The 15,748-nt window shown below is 67.1% G+C and carries 12 protein-coding genes; all 12 read right to left on the bottom strand.

Annotated features, from left to right (window positions below; genetic code table 11):
- Position 1: 1 nt before the first annotated feature.
- Positions 2-550: a hypothetical protein gene (locus JSV65_03985; GenBank protein ID UCH35520.1), complete on the bottom strand. Its 549-nt coding sequence runs from the start codon at positions 548-550 to the stop codon at positions 2-4.
- Between the two features lie 35 nt (positions 551-585).
- Positions 586-1,518 carry a glycosyltransferase family 2 protein gene (locus JSV65_03980; GenBank protein ID UCH35519.1) on the bottom strand — a complete coding sequence of 311 codons (933 nt, stop codon included), beginning with the start codon at positions 1,516-1,518 and terminating at the stop codon, positions 586-588.
- Complete coding sequence (locus tag JSV65_03975) at positions 1,515-3,212, bottom strand: glycosyltransferase family 39 protein (GenBank protein ID UCH35518.1); 1,698 nt, start codon at positions 3,210-3,212, stop codon at positions 1,515-1,517. Before JSV65_03975 ends, JSV65_03980 begins: the two co-directional genes overlap by 4 nt.
- Positions 3,209-5,662 (bottom strand): YfhO family protein, encoded by a 2,454-nt coding sequence (locus JSV65_03970; protein ID UCH35517.1) that lies wholly within the window; start codon positions 5,660-5,662, stop codon positions 3,209-3,211. Before JSV65_03970 ends, JSV65_03975 begins: the two co-directional genes overlap by 4 nt.
- A 14-nt stretch (positions 5,663-5,676) precedes the next feature.
- On the bottom strand, positions 5,677-7,167 hold the full coding sequence (locus JSV65_03965; GenBank protein ID UCH35516.1) for a glycosyltransferase family 39 protein: 1,491 nt from the start codon (positions 7,165-7,167) through the stop codon (positions 5,677-5,679).
- Between the two features lie 3 nt (positions 7,168-7,170).
- Positions 7,171-8,826 (bottom strand): hypothetical protein, encoded by a 1,656-nt coding sequence (locus tag JSV65_03960; protein ID UCH35515.1) that lies wholly within the window; start codon positions 8,824-8,826, stop codon positions 7,171-7,173.
- 7 nt (positions 8,827-8,833) lie between these two features.
- A complete protein-coding gene (locus JSV65_03955; protein ID UCH35514.1) occupies positions 8,834-10,471 on the bottom strand; it encodes a glycosyltransferase family 39 protein in 1,638 nt (545 codons plus the stop codon).
- 33 nt (positions 10,472-10,504) lie between these two features.
- A complete protein-coding gene (locus JSV65_03950; GenBank protein ID UCH35513.1) occupies positions 10,505-12,937 on the bottom strand; it encodes a YfhO family protein in 2,433 nt (810 codons plus the stop codon).
- Entirely contained in the window at positions 12,904-13,275 is a 372-nt protein-coding gene (locus JSV65_03945; protein ID UCH35512.1) for a multidrug resistance protein, read from the bottom strand. Before JSV65_03945 ends, JSV65_03950 begins: the two co-directional genes overlap by 34 nt.
- A 95-nt stretch (positions 13,276-13,370) precedes the next feature.
- The gene (lepB, locus tag JSV65_03940) at positions 13,371-13,964 is read right to left on the bottom strand and encodes a signal peptidase I (GenBank protein UCH35511.1); all 594 of its coding nucleotides are present in this window, start codon (positions 13,962-13,964) and stop codon (positions 13,371-13,373) included.
- A gap of 218 nt (positions 13,965-14,182) precedes the next feature.
- Entirely contained in the window at positions 14,183-14,935 is a 753-nt protein-coding gene (locus JSV65_03935; GenBank protein UCH35510.1) for a zinc metallopeptidase, read from the bottom strand.
- A gap of 169 nt (positions 14,936-15,104) precedes the next feature.
- The gene (locus JSV65_03930) at positions 15,105-15,740 is read right to left on the bottom strand and encodes a corrinoid protein (protein ID UCH35509.1); all 636 of its coding nucleotides are present in this window, start codon (positions 15,738-15,740) and stop codon (positions 15,105-15,107) included.
- Positions 15,741-15,748 lie beyond the last annotated feature (8 nt).

Raw genomic sequence — 15,748 nt, 5'->3', positions numbered from 1 at the left:
ATTACAGTCTGCGCAGCCATTCCTCATTCCAATCCTGAATCCTGTGCCGGCGACGATGCGCGCGCCCGCGGCGGGTCGCGAGCAAGGCCTGCGTAATCACCAGACCCGCGCCCGCAGCGGCGCCTGCGAGCGCCCCGAAGCCCGCAGCAAGACCCGCCAGTGCTATGCCGGCGATGAACCGCGCCCACAGACGTCCCCGAGACAAAGGCCTCACCGCGCCGCCGAGCTGTCGGTAGTACAGCGGCGTCCGCATCGCCAATGCCAGCAGCTCCAGTCTCGCGGGTCCCGGCGCGGCGGTGGAATCATAGACTATGCACGTGTCGGTGACTCCTCGGCGCAGCGCGCGGCGCACCAGGGCGCGCATCCGCCGGCCGGACCATCGCGTGATGCGCAGCACGTCCTCCGCGCACCCGAGGTGCTCGACGAACATGCCCGTGGCCGCACTGGCGACGATGATAATGCGGCACCCGCCACAGTATTCCCGCACGCGGCGGCAGGTTTCCTCTAGCTCCTCCATTGCGGCGAGGCGCTGCACCTGCAGCACGAGCACGGTTCGCGGGCTCCCTTGTCCTGGCCTATTGTGGATCATGCGAGCCGGTCTAGGAACAAGCGCGGATAGCGCACCGCGGCGCGTGCGAGGGCGGCATCCGAGCGCAGACCCGCCCCTTCGGCGGCGCGCGCGGCCAGCGCGCGCGGCATGCGCCGCAACGCCGCCGCCAGCCCGCGCACGCCTGGTGCGCCGTTCCGATTCAGGATGTCGGCGGCCATGCGCCGGGGCAGCCGCCACAGGTGACGCAGGACCACGTCGATATCGCGCGCGTTCTTCCAGGTGAACAGTAGGGAGTTACGGGCCTCGGTCGCCTCCGCGCGATGGCGTGATTGCAGGCGACTGATGGTGGCGCCGTGCTCGTGGTACATGACGCTGGCGGGCTCGACGCGGATACGCAGGCCCGCGCGCCAGGCGCGGTAGCCGAGGTCGGTGTCCTCCCAGTAGAACGGCAGATAGAGCGGATCGAAGCCGCCCAGCTCCCAGAACATGCGGCGGTCGAAGAGGCCGCCGCCGGCCGGCGCGTCGAGCATGATTCCGGGCCCGTGGTACTGGATGCCCTCGCGGTGGATGCCGCCGCATATGCTGCACCGGTAGCCGTCCCGTATCCCGCGGCGCATGCGGTACTGCGGGCCAACGGCGAATACGCCGGGCGCGGCCAGCGCGGCGATCAGCGGCTCGAGGGAATCCGGCGCGACGACCATGTCGTTGTTGAGCAGCAGCGCGAGGTCGAAATAGCACAGCCGCATGCCGAGATTGCAGAGATCGCCGAAGCCGCGACTGCGGGTCACGCGGACGACGCGTACGCGCGGATGGCGACGCCTGAGGAATTCGGCGCTGCCGTCGGTGCTTCCGTCGTCCACAACGATTATCTCGTCGCCCGGCCGCAGCGCCCGCTCCAACGCGGGTATGCACTGTGCGAGCAGGTCGCGCCCGTTGCGGCTCGGGATTATCGCGCTGATGGGATTCACTGCGCGGCCTGCCCCTCCGTGTCGGACGCCGCTCGCTTCTCTTTAAGCACCGCGAGCGCCGCGTCGCTGGTGTATCCATTCAGCAGCGGCACCGCGAGACTGGCCGGGCCGAGCATGCGACTCATGAGCGGGCGACCGCGCCGGTACAGCGGCCACGAGACGTCGTCGAATTCGCTTTGCGCGCACTGGAAGACGACGAGGTCGGAATACACGACAGCGTTGAGCGTGTCGGACGGCGTCTCGCCGGTTGACACGAAACGCAGATCCTCGCGCAGCATGCCCGCGCGCTGGTAGAAGACGAGGAGCGAGACGACACCGGCGGGGGTGATATACAGCGTCGTGTCACGCGGCAGGCGGTTGAAGTCCTGAAGCGCATCGAGATACACGCCGCCCCAGTAGATCGTCTCGAAGCCCTTCTTCTGCGCCCCTGCCGGTCCGCCGACCAGCGCGTTGTAGTACGCGAGCTGATGCGGATGCGTCGCCGCCACCGCGAACAGGCCGGGGAGAAGCAGCATCAGCGCGAGCGCGGCGGCGAGCCAGCGTGCCCGTCCGGCGAACCGGCCGCCGCGCCATCGCGCCATCGCCGCGCGCAGGTAGTGCGTGACGATGCCGAACCCTGCGCCGGCGAGGCCGGCAATGAGCGGAAGCGCGGGTAGAAACAGTCGCACGCCGTTGTACTTTGGCGCGACGGGCAAGGACGAGAACAGCAGCGAAACGCCTAAACCGATGCCGAGCAGAATGGCAACGGCCTGCTGCCGCTCGTGCTCCGGGCGCACCCGCGCGATGTTCGCCAGCCCGACAGCCGCGAGCAGAAGCGCCGCGGGCGGCGTGGTCACCGACGTGACGATCCCCGGATAATGCCACGGCGCATAGTGATAGGTCCGGCCGAGGTAGAAGACATCCACGGGGTAGTGCCGCAGATGGAACGCGATGTAGCCGGCGAAGCGCTCCACGGGCGCGTGCCACAGCCACGGCCATCCGACGAAGAACACGGCCGGGCCGATGATGAGCAGCGCGACGGCGGCTTTGCCCAGCATATGCCGCGCGCAGAGCACAGCCCATGCGATCACCATGATGGGAAGGAAGAAGGCGTTGAGCTTGGTCAGGAGCGCAAGACCGAAGGCAACACCTGCGATCACCGCCCAACGCCAGGTGTCGTGCTCCGCCAGCCGCAGGAAGGCGAAGAGGGTCAGCAGGCTCAGAGACGCGATCGAGGCGTCCAACGCGCCGTAGTGGGCGTGAGCGAACCCGCGAGGCATGAGCAGCAGCGACAGAGCAGCGAACAGCCCGGCGATCCTGCCCCACAACGGCGCGCACAGGAGAAACAGCGCCGCCACGGCGATGGAGAACAGCAGGATGCTGGGCAAGCGCATGGCCGCCCACTCGCCCAAGAGCCAGGTAAGCCAACGCTGCCCGAGACCCGAAGCGACCTTGACCAACGGCGGCTGTTGGTCCTTGCCCGCGTTCCATGCGGAATCGAGCATCGGCGCCGAAAAGGGGGTCACGATATCGCCGCCGCGGATGCTCTGCCACAGATCCGCGAACCATTGCGCGTGACGCTGCCCCAGGCCCAGATACACCGGCTCGTCGTAGGTCAGGCCGTAGTGCCCCGCAGTCGTCGCCAGGAGCGCGAACGATACAACGAAGAGCGCGACGGCGATGATCTGGTTGTGACGGACCTGTGACATATTCATGTGGCGCTCTGGTTGCTCCGCTGCGCGGCCTTGCGGCGCTGCTCGCCGCCGGCCGTCCCCGCCGCCAGGCAGGCGACCACAGCCGCCGCTCCCACGAGCCCGAAGAAAAGGCCGAGGCGAAATGCACCCGGCTCGTAGCGCCACGTCACCAAGTGCTCGCCTCTCGGCACCTCCACGGCGCGAAAGGCGTAGTCGGCCGTAAGCGACGGCGCCGCCTCGTCGCCGATCTCCACGCGCCAACCCGGGTAATTGGGATCGGCCAGTACGAGCACTCGCGGCGCAGGAGCGCGGCACCGCACCTGGACCATGTCAATCCCGTCGGCGACGATCTCTGCTGACCCCGGCGGCGCCCCGGGCGCGGCGCGCGCGTTCGGCGCCGCGTCGAGAAGCGGCGTGGCGAGCATCGTTGGAGCACCCGACGCCACCGCCTGCAGCGCTTCTTCGTCCGTTGCCACCCTCCAGTCAGACACGAGGCGCGCGCGAGCCGTCGGCGCGCGGCGGCGGTAGACGAAGGCGTCGTCGTCGAGCACCAGCTCCCACCCCCGATGCTCCACCGGGTGGGGAGAGATCACATGGCGCACGGCGAGCAGTTCCAGAGCAGGCGAATCGAGACTGCGCCAATCGAATGTGGGAGCGCCGGGCTGCGCGGCGCTGAGGAAGCGGTGGTACCTCCCCCACCACAGGGAATCGGAGCCCTGGATGTCGCGCAGGGAATACGCCATCGGCGTGTTCGGTGGCATCCAGTCACGGAAGCTGGTGCCGATCGCGAGCATGCGGTCGTCGCGCGAGTGCTCGCGCAGGAACGTCGTCGCGCCGGTATCGAAGAACGCCATGCGCGGGTCGGTCACGGGATTGAAGCGGACCCAGGCAAGGAACAGATCGAGGACGATCAGCGCCAGACAGAGGGCGCCGAAGACCGTAACCCGCAATCTGCTGCGAGCCGCGATGAGAATCCAGCTCACGATCAGGAGCCCGCCGAAGACTACGACCTGCACGAGCAGGTAACGCGGGAAGGACGCGATGGGCTCGACCCCGGTCTGCGCGAAGGCGACTACCTGCGGGCGGAAGATCCACAAACCGGCGCTGACGATGCTGAGCGCGATAATGGAAAAGAGCCCCGCAACTGATACCATCGGCGCGCGCGGCTCTCGCGACAGGCGGTCGAGCCCGAGCGCGGCGAGCCCGGTGGCGGCGAAGGCAGTGAGATAGAGAATGCGCGCGACCCCTGCGAGCTGCTTGAAGCCGGGCGCCGCATAGAAGAAGAGCAGATACAGAGGCGTGCCCAAGGCGAGCAAGAGCGAAATGGCGCCGAGCGCGAGCAGATACTTCGTCAGTGGGCGACGCCATTCGAGCGCGCCGAAGCAAGCGAGAAGCAGGGGCAGTATGCCGACGTAGCCCGCGGTTTCGAAGAAGTTGATATCCGGCCGGCCGACGTAGTTGCCCCAGTAGTTGCCGTCCGCAGGCGTGCCGAAGAACTTCGGGACGAAGTAGATGACGAGGTGAGTGTACGGCAATGCCGTGTTCTGGATCGCCGCGGGCGAAACGGGCGGGCGGTGGCTGCGCGGCGCGAGTTCCATAGTCGGCAGAAGCTGCCCGGCCGCCAGCAGCAACCCGAGGGCGAGCGCCGCGACCCCCCGCGTGATGGGCTCCCAGCGTCGGACGCTGGATCCACTCTCGCCCGACGCATTCCAGATCGTGCGCACCAGCGCGTAGAGGAGGAACGCGAAAACGACGTAGGCGGCGACCTGGAGATGGCCGCCGAAGAACTGGACGGCGACGACGAGGCCGGTCAAAGCCGTCAGCGCCCAACTCCTCCGGCGCAGGCCCAGCTCGTGAAGCCCCAGCATCAGGGGTAGCCAGACCGCGACCCACAGGCCGATCGCCGGGTATTCCAGCCACGCGATGAAGTAGCCGTTGAGCATGTAGGCCGCCGCCGCGGCCAGCGCCGGCCATTTCGCGATGCCCCACACGCGGAGGAAGAAGAACATGAAGCACCCCGCGAGGGCCAAGTGAAGGACCGCGGTGTACGTGAAGCCCAGCGCGACGGGCATGATGAGAAAGATCAGGTTGGGCGGGTAGAAGATGGCCGACTGGAGGTTGGCGAGGAACGGCGTGCCGGAGAAGGCGTAAGGATTCCACAGCGGGATGATGCCGTCCCTGAGGCTCGCCGTCGCGAACAGGCGCCACGGGAGATACTGCTGCACGGGATCGAGCATGGGCGTCTGAACGTGGGAGAACTCCGGGAACCGGTGGGCGTACTCATTCCACGGCGACATGAGCAGCAGCATGTCGAGCGGCGCCAGGGCGTTGCCGGTGAAAACCGCGCGCCCGCAGAAGGCGACGGCGATAGCGACGAGCGTGGCGTAAGGCCAGAGGCGACTGCCGACGCCCGGGGGTTTGGCCCGGGCGAATGGAGTGTGCGCGTTATCGTGACTGTGACGCTTGCGCATGCCGCATCATTCTCTCACAGAACGACGAACAGCGCTAGGTGTCGCTCGAAGGCGGAGATCTGCAGCAACTGAGTGGCGAGGATGACGCCGAGGGCGATGTCGGCGCGTTCGACGGATGCGACGGAGCGGCCGGCGACCGCAGCGGCCGGGAGCATGAGGAACATCCAAATGCGTCCGACCTCGGCGCGCACCACGCCGGACAGGTCGAGCGCGGCGACGGTGAGTACGACGGCCCACAGCAGCGGAGTGAGCGACTCACGCGGCCCACGGCCGAACGCGCGCATCTCAGTCCACATCTGCCGCAGGAGCCATAGACCAAGCCCGGCGCCGAGGAACATCCAGAAGTCGAACAGATTCCAGCCGAGCCAGCGCGAATAGGTGCGCGCGAACGCCTGCGTGGTCACCTCGCGGTGAGCGCCGAGGGCGGCGACCATGATCGCCGGAAAGTCAATGCCCAACACGCCGTAGGCCAGCGCGAACAGTGCGAGCGATCCCCCCACCCACGCCAGGGCGACCCGCCAGGGCGAACCGGCGGATTTGCCCGCGCCGCCGGCGACGCGGTCGAACAAGGCCCACAGGACGAGCAGCGGCGGAATGGCCAGCATGGCCAGGCTGGTGAGGGCGGCGATAGTCCACACTGCTCCTGCGAGAGCGCCCCACGCTGCACTGCGGCGCGACCAGGCGAGGTGGAACAGGTAGAGCGTCAGCGCGGTTTCGAATGCGACGAGCTGCGCAATCGAGGGCGTGAAGAGGACGAAGCTCGGAATCGCGGTCGAGAACGCTGCCGCGCACACCGCCGCCGGATAGCCCCAGCGATCGCGAGCCAGGAGGAAGATCAGCAGAATGCTCAAGCACCCGATGAGGCCGAGCTGCCATGCGCAGACGATGGCGGCGATGGCCTCGGGGATTGCCACCGGGCGCCCGTAGAGCCGTGTGTAGGTGCCGGCCAGGTCCGCAGGGGAAAAGCCGGTGACGAGGGCGATCAGGGTTGCGGCGAAGCCCCGCACCGCCGCGGACCCCTCGATGACCTGCTGGCGGAACCAGAAGAAGACGATCGGCCCCGGCGGATAGGTCTGCGCGTGCTGGCTGAACGTCGGCATGCGGTTCGCATAATCGCGGAGGAACGAGCGCATGTCGTCGACTTGCGCCGCTTCCGTGAAGTACGTTGTTGCGACGGGACTGAGGATGACTGCGCCCGCATAGGCGGTGGAATCGTGCATTATGGCGAGAGTCGAAAGCTGTAGGACGCACGCGAGCACGACGAACACGAGCACCCATGCCGCCGAAATGCGGCCGCGCTCCCGCGCTCTCCCGAGCAGCCACAGGCTGAAGCCGATGAGCGCGAGGGACGGCGGCAACGGCATCCACCACCGCTCACCTTGAATGACGCGGTGCTGCCACTGCCACTCCCCGGGCACACCCCACGAACCAGATGCCGCGAGAATCGCGGCTGCGATACCGGCAAGCAGCGTGACGACGAGGAAGATCAGATTTCCCTTGCGCATGACTCAGTCTGCCGGCGCCAACCGGAAAAGCTGCGCCTGGGGCCTCGCCAGGACGAGATCGAAGTCGGGCGAAGCGCCCGGATTGAACGGCCCCAGCGCGGCCTCGTCCGGCGTGTACAGAACGTACCGCAGTCCATTGGATTCCATGAACTCGCGGCGCTCCCCTGGCTGCGGGCGGCCCGAGAAGAACCACAGGACATCGCCGAGTTTGTCGGGATAGTGCAGCGTCTCCGCCCAGTGGCCGATGAACACCGTGGTGCCTGCCGCTCCGGGGACGTAGCTGCCCGCGAGCGGGGCGCACAGCACGGCTTCGTCCATCGTCGCGTGATCGCGCAGCCAGCGCATGGCCTCGACGGTGTCCGAACGCAGGTAGAGCGGTGGCATGAGTACGTGGACGTATGCCGCATTATTGGTCGTCAAGTCGTGGAAGCCCCGCGCGACGAACAACGCATTCGAGGGCATACCGAGAATCACCAACGCCACTGCCAGCGTCGCAGCCATGCGGTGGCGCAGCTTGGCCGCGAGCCAGCCACCCACGAACAGCGCCGCGAGCAGGCACAGCGGGACATGCAGCCCTTCAGCCATCTTGCGTTGAAACGAAACCGGCGCGAAGAACACCAGTAGCAGCGTCGCGGCGGCCCAGGCGACGAGGAGCACTTGCGGCTTGTCCCGTCGCCCGAGCGCCACAATCGCGCCGGGAATCGCCAGCAGAAACACGAGCCCATAGCCGGCGATGAAGAACGCCGCGGGCGGGGTGAGCGTCAGCGTCAGCGCCTTCTCGCGGAAAACCGCGTTCGCCTGGAACAGCGAGTACTGGTAGATGACGAACGGCGCCGACATGACGGCGACCAGGCCCGCGAAAAGCGCCTCCCGCGCGGGCAAACGCCGACCGATGATTGCGAGCCCGGCGATATACAGAACCAGCGTCAGCCAAACGGTGATCACGTTGTAGGTGTGGACATTGCCGAGCAGGAACCCCGCGGCTCCGGCCAGAGCCGCGAGTTTCCAGGAGTTCGCGCGCACGGCCGCGAGGTACGCCGTCCACAGCACGACCATCAGGAAGACGGAAAAGCAGAACAGCGGATTGAGGAGCAGGGAAAGGAACGTTATGGCCTCGGGCATGACCAGGCCCGGCCCAAAATCCACGGGATGCACCGCCGCCCCCGGTCTGATGGCCGCGTAGAGCCAGCCGAAGCCGGATGACAGAGCAGCCAGCCCCCAGGCGAGCCGCCGCGCGAGCAGCCCGTCGAGGATCTGTACTGCCAGCGCGTAGATACCGATGAGCAACAACATGCCGCAGATCACGCGCGCGATGTGATAGACCCCGATCAGGGGGACGTGCGTGAGCCGCGCGGCGATTCCAAGCGTGAGGAAGAACCCGTGAAAGAACCCGGCCTGCTGCGGCTCGGTGGTGAAGGGATCGAGAAAGAGAAGGCGGCCGCGCTCCGCCTGGCGCATCCAGCCGAGGTACACGTTGTGCTCGTCAGGATTGGCGAGCAAGCCCATATACTGAGAGCCGGGCGGCGTGATGAACCAGCCGAACAGGTAAGGGATACACGTCGCCACGATCACCGCGAGTGACACCAGGGCGACCCAGCGCCATTCGGCGGCGCTCGCCTCGCCTGCTGGCGGGTCTGATGTTTGGCGAACGGTGGGCACGGCGGAGCTAATAGTGGACCTCGATTCGCGGCCACGTGTAGAGCCAGTCCGGTGGGCATGCGAGCTTGTCCGGTCTCAAGGCCGGGAGCGGAGGCGGCGGCTCGAAGACCTCGATCCGGCGATACGTCTTCGGCAGCGCATCCATGAGGCCGACCGCGTCCTCGCGCTGCAGGCGCAGGAGATCGGCATACTCGGCGTCACTCACGATGAAGTAGTCCGGCCGTTCCTGCCGCAGTGCCGCGGCATCCCAACCGATGACGGTCACGCGGTACGGCGCGTCCTCCTCCTGCCAGCGGCGGAAGTCCGCCGCGCTGCGCAGGCCGCCGTTGAAAGTCGTAATCGGCGGCGTGAAGTACCACGGCGTTGAGGCGAGGCCGACGTCGGCGGTGCTTGTGAGTTGCGGGCGCAGCCAGTTGGCGGCCCGGGTGCGGACGTCCGGCGCCATCATGATGCCGACCATCTGGACGGCATACCAGGCGGTGAGGAAGATGCACGCCGCCCCGAGCAGAGCCGGGGCGACGACGGCGCCCCACTTGCCGAGCTTCGGCACGCTCGCCTCACGCAATCGCTCGAGGGCATAGGCGGCCGACACCGCCAGCACCGTCAGCAGCGGCACCATGTAGCGCAGGAACATCTCTTTCCCCGCGCCGACGAGCACGAAATATGGCAGGGCAAAGCTGAACAAGACGAGCGCGACGGGCCCCCCGCGCTGAATCATGAGCACCGCGCCGACGAGGCCAAATGCCAGCGCGACGTAGCCCATTGCCGCGGGCAGCGAACGCAGCAGGTGGTAGATCCAGCCGAGTCCGGCGTTGGCGAACGCGAAGGTGCCGCCGACCCGCATATGCTCCATCTCGAATCGCACGTCGCGCACCAAATCGGGATTGAGGCGAAAACCCTCCGGCGTCATCACCAGGAGGTAAGGCGTCACCGCGAAGAATGCAAGCACGGCGACAAACACCGCCGCCAGAAGGTAGAGGATCGAAGGCGACTCACCGTACTCGTCCGAGGCGTAGAAGTGAGCGATGATGAGCGTAATCAGAGCAAGACCGACCGTGTACTTCGTCGCCGCCGCGAGCCCGAGCGCCAGTCCCGCGACCAGATACCAGCCAAGCTCCGCGCGGCCGAAGAATCGCAGCAAGATCACGAACAGCAGCGCAATGAAGAACGTCGCCGGCACGTCCACGGTCGCGTAATGGGAGTTGACGACGTGCGCGGGCAGGATCGCCATCAGGGCCGCCGCGCCGAACCCAACCGGGACGCCGCCCAGGCTCTTGCCGATCGAGTAAACGAGGTACACGGTCGCCGCCCCCATGAGCGCGGTCAGGAAGCGCGCGATCAAGTGCAGTTCGGCCCACCCGCCCTTGGGCAGTGGGATGAAGCCCATCACCGCGCCGCCCTTGGCAACGGCAGCTATGAGATAGACGTAGCACGTCCCGTAGTTGTAGAAGTGGGGATCCCAGTCGCCGGTGATGAGCATGTACCACGAGGCGCCGAGGATCGGCGCCTCGTCGGGGTGATACGAGAAGAGGTGCGCTTCGTTCGGAATCCCCCACCGCAGGCCGGCGAAACGCAGCACCACCGCCGCGAGCATGATGACCGCGAGGCCGGCCCGCTCGATGCGCTTGATCTGGTAGGGCTTCATTCCATACGGCCTCGCGCACGTAACAGTTCGGCTCTACGGTCGGCGGCGCACGCCGAGGGTCATGCCGGCCGCGGCCATGCCGACGGCGACCGCGATCAGCGTCGCGAACAGGCCGAGCCTGAAGGAGCACGGCTCGAACCGCATCTCCACATCGTGCCCGCCGGGCGCGACCCGCACCGCGCGGAACGCGCCGTTGGCGATGTGGATCTCGGCCGGCTCGCCGTCAACCCGCGCGCGCCAACCCGGGTAGTACGCGTCACTCAGCACGACGTATCCCGGATGCCATACCTTGAGGCGCACCCGGTTCAGGTCATGCCTCAGCACGGTGACGCTGTTCGGTGAGCCCGCCGCCCGCGGTTCCTGAACGGACTGCGGCGGGGGCATCTCCAGAACCGCGCCGCCGCGACTCGCTTGACTCAGCTCCGCGAGCGCACCGACGATGTCCGATGCGTACACGGTCGAGCGCGCGACGTATGCTCGCGGTGCAGAGTTCTCGACGCGGTACACATTCACCTCCCCCGAACGCTCGAGCGCGAGCCCGGGGATGTCGAAAGACGCCTGCGACAACACATGAGTGACGCCCAATGCCGCCAACAGCGACGGGTCGGCCGACGACCCCAGCAGCATGTTGCCGTTCGCAGGTGGGCTCGGATCGCGTCCTTGGACTGCGGCCAGCACCGACCTGTAGCGGGCAAGGTAGAGCGAGTCATAGCCCTGCACGTCATGGAGGCCATAGACCATGGCCGAATTCGGGGGCAGGACTGCGTCGGGGAATTTCGCGAGTCCCCATGACTGATAGAGGGGCATGAGCCTGCCGACCGGGACGTGGCGCCGCAGATAAGCGGTCAACTCGGTCGCGGGATAGACGCGCTCAAGCGGCGCGGTACGGTAGTACCTTGCACCGAAGGCCGCAAGCTCCAGCGCCGACGCGATGAGCAAGAGCGCGAGCGCCGCCTCGCGGCCGAGCCCGGTCCGTCCGCTTGCCGCCCACAGCGAGGCTACGGTGACAGCCAGCACGAGGAGCATCACGACAATGTTGATCGCAGGCGCGCCGAGAAGTCCCAGCAGCGGGACGGCAAACATTGCCGAAAGGACGCCGGCGAACAGGGCGGCGGCGAGCAGCGCCGCGGCGGCGCCGAGCGCGAAGTGACGGGCAAACCGGCGCGCCGTCGCGGAATCGGCCAGCGCGTTCGCGGCAGCATCCGCGCCCATACCGGCGAGAAACGCCATCGCGGCGGAATACACGAACAGCATCCGCGCCGGGCCGCCCGTGCTGCTGAAGCCGGGGATGCCGTAGAACAGCAGAAGATTCACCGGCGTGCCCAGGGCCACGAAGAGCGCGAACGCCGCCACGGCGGCGAAGAAGAAGGCGTACTTGTCGCGCCGCCAGATAACACCGAGCACGGCGAGGATCAGCGGCACAACGCCGACGTACGCCGCGTACTCCGCGAAGTTGCCGCGCCCGACGTAGGTGCCATAGATGGGGTTGCCCAGGAACTCCGGGAGCAGAAGGGTGACGAGGTGTTGCCACGGCATGGCGAAGCGCAGGTAGGCCGCGTAGCCCTGGGCACTGGCGGCGGTTGCCCGGTGGCTCATCGGAAGCAGCTCGGCGGTTGGCAGAAGCTGCACCGCGCCCCACAGCAGGGCGAGGGCTCCTGCGATAGCCCCTGCGAGGATGCCGCGCCCAAGGCGCCCGCGAACCGCGCCTGACGATGTCAGCGCGCGGAAGATGACGTAGGCCGCGGTCATGCCAAGGACGTAGAGAGACATCTGCGGATGCCCCGCGAGGAGCGCCGTCCCCACGGCGAACCCGGCGCCGAGCACATAGCGCAGACGGTACGTGGCGAAGTATCGCTCGGCGAAGAAGAGGGCAAGCGGCAACCACAGCGCCGTGCTGAGGACCGTCGGGAGCTGCAGCCACGCGGCGAAGAAGCCGCAGAAAGCGAAGGTGAGCCCGCCGAACGTGCCGCCGAATCGGCCCACGCCGAGCGCGCGCAGGAACATATACGCAAACAGCCCGGCCAGAAACAGGTGAAGCGCGGCGGCGACGCCGAAGGCGCGCGCGGGCGATATCACCCAGAAGACGAGATTAGGCGGATAGAAGACGGCGGATTGGCTGTTGGCGACGAACGGCGTGCCGCAGAACTGGTACGGGTTCCACAGTGGTATCACGCCGCGGGCGAGGCTGTCGTGGGCGAACGCTCGCCAGGGGTAGTACTGCGCGACGGAATCCCAGACCAGGGCATTCCAATGCTCTTCCGCAACGGGGCCGGCCTCCGCCTGCCACGGCTGGAAGTGAAGGAGATAGTCCGCGGGGAGCATGACATCGCCGGTCAACAGCGCGCGGCCGAGGAACAGGATCGCGAGCGCGGCGATGAGCAGCGGCCCGGCGATGCGCCGCAGCAGCGTCTCGCGCGTTGTCGCAGACGTCCTTAGCTCCTGGCCACGAAGACCACGCCGAGGCAAATCAGCACTACCCCCACGGAGCGCACCAGTGTGATGTGCTCCTTGAAGAAGAGCCACGACAGCAAGAGAACGATGACGTACGTGGAGCCGATCAGGGGGTAAACGTAACTCAATTCCTGCGCCTGCTTGAGCACCATCAGCCAGAACATGGCCGAGATGGCATACAGAGCGAGGCCGAGGAAGACATACGGCGTGAATACTGCCTTGAGCAGCCCGAACAGGATCGTGACCCCCGGGCTCGGGCCGAGCGACCCGGTCAGATTCATCCCGTGCTTCATGGCGATCTGGCCGAAGCTGGCCAGCACCACCGCGATGAATACCAGCAACAGAGTAGGCAAGGAATGTGCTCCTTTCATATCGCGTGTCCTATGAATGCGGTGTCACTCAGCCGGTTCGCGCGCGTCGTGCATCCGGCTCAATCGCTTTGTGCTGGCTACCGCACGAGTCGCGCGCGGCCGAACGGGAAGTACACGAACACCGCCGAGCCGCGCACCGAGGATACCGGAATCGGGCCCCACGTGCGGCTGTCCTCGCTCGAATCCCGGTTGTCGCCGAGCACGTAAATGCTGCCCTCCGGCACGTACACCGGGGCATCGTACGCGCCGCGCGACGTAGCGCGGTACGGCTCCACGAGTCGGCTGCCGTCAACGAGAACCTGGTCGCCCCACACCCAAACCCACTCCCCCGGTAGGCCGATTACGCGCTTGATGAGCACGTCTTTCGCGTCCGGCGCGCGAAAAGTGATGACGTCGAACCGCTCCGGCCGGTAGCGGTCACATCCGAGTTTGCAGATCAAAACGAAGTCGCCAGAGCGCAGGCCCGGGCTCATCGAGCTGCCCTCGACGATGTCGGACTCGTACACGTACAACCGCAGCAGCACGGCCGTCGCGAGGATCAGGACGACCACGATCGCGAGCCGGATCGTCCGTCCGCGCGTCTTCGAGGCCGAAGCCCGTTCGCGCTGTTCCGGTGCCAGCCCGTCTAGATGGTTCGTCGTTGACTGCTGCTCGCCCTTTTCAGGACTCATCGCTCTTTCCGCGGGTGCGCGGGGCGTGCAGGATTGACACGGCGGAGATGCGTAGAGCTGATGGTACCGTCATCGGCTGCCGGCGCCCGGTCCGCCGCGCATGATGCGGTGCGCCAGGCTCCCCACGCCACCTCGCCGATGAGCCATGGTTGGAATGGCACCGCCGACGCCGGCATTGCGTCACACGGGCCTGCGAAAGCGAGCCGAGGCATGAGCGGTCAGTCTCTCTCGCCGCGCAGAATCAGCAGCCTGACCAGCGTCAGCACTGCTACCGCCACCGCGGCAACGTATGTCAGCGCGGCTGCTCCGAGCACCCGCTTCACGTACGGCAGCTCCTCGGCGGAGACATAGCCGCCATCGCGCAGCAAGGTCACAGCCCGTCGGCTCGCATCATACTCCACAGGCAGAGTGACCAGCGTGAATGCGACCGCGGCCACGTAAAGCAGGATGCCTATGTCCATGAGAAAGCTGAGCCCGCCGCCCTGGCCGCCGCCGAATATCAACCCGACGAAGAACAGCGGCAGCGCCAGCTTCGAGCCGAACTGCGCCATGGGCACGAGCGCCGAGCGCATCGCGACGCCGCCGTAGCCCGTCGCCTGCTGTATCGCGTGACCGGTCTCGTGCGCGGCGACGCCGATGGCGGCGATCGAGTCGCTGCCGTAGACCGGTTCAGACAGCCGCAGGACGTTCTGCGAGGGGTCGTAGTGATCGGTTAGCTGGCCCGGGGTCATCTCGACGTTGACCGCCCCCAGGGCCTCGGCGCCTCGCGCGGCGCCCGCCTGCTCCGTCGCGGCTGCGACCTCGGCGCGCCGCAGCAACTCGCGCGCGATCTGCGCACCGGTGTACCCCGACGCCGACCGCACCCGCGAGTAGCGGTCGAAGGAGGAGCGCACCTTGTGCTGCGCCCAGAGAGCGAAGACGAATGCCGGCACGACCAGCCAGAATGTCCAATCGAAGTACAGGAAGGGCATGTTCGGATCCTCACCTCCGACGGTCGCAGCGTGGTCGCCAGACGGCCACGTGCCCCTTATGCCGAGTGGCAGCTCGTCAACTGCCCGAGCTGCCGCTCCGTGACTCGTCCGCGCATGCGGACTACGGTTATGCCTACCCGCCGCCGACCGCGCGGAAACCTGCCGCGTGTCACGCGGTGGCGAGGAGTTCCTTGGCCATGTCCACCGCGCTGGCGGCGTCCGGGGCATAGCCGTCGGCGGTGATTTCGTCGGCGTAGGTCTGGGTGACCGGGGCGCCGCCGATCATGACTTTCACCTTGTCGCGCACGCCCGCATCCGCCAGCGCCTTGATGGTCTCAGCCATCGCGGGCATGGTGGTCGTGAGCAGCGCGGAGAGGGCGATGACCTGCACCTTCTTGTCTTTTACCGCCTCGATGAACTGCTCGGGCTTGACGTCCACGCCGAGGTCGTTGACCTCGTAGCCGGCGCCCTCGAGCATCATGGCGACCAGGTTCTTGCCGATGTCGTGGAGGTCGCCCTTGACCGTGCCGATGGCCACCCTGCCGACGGGCTCGATCCCGCGCTCCGCGATCAGCGGGCGCAGCAGGTCGAGGCTGGCGTGCATGGCGCGCGCCGCGATGAGCACCTCGGGCACGTAGAACTCGTTGTTCTTGAACTTCTCGCCGACCACGGACATGCCGGCGATGAGCCCCTCGTTGATGAGCTTATCCGGCCCGATATCCGCCGCGAGCGCCTGCTCGGTCAATTCCTTCGCTCGGTCTCGGTTCCCGCTGATAATGGCCTCGGCCAAGTCTTTCAGCTCCATTGGCTACC

It is taken from the genome of Armatimonadota bacterium, from assembly GCA_020354555.1.
Taxonomy (GTDB): domain Bacteria; phylum Armatimonadota; class Hebobacteria.
The sequence above is the reverse complement of the archived record's forward strand: the minus strand, read 5'-3'. Positions and strand labels throughout refer to the sequence as shown.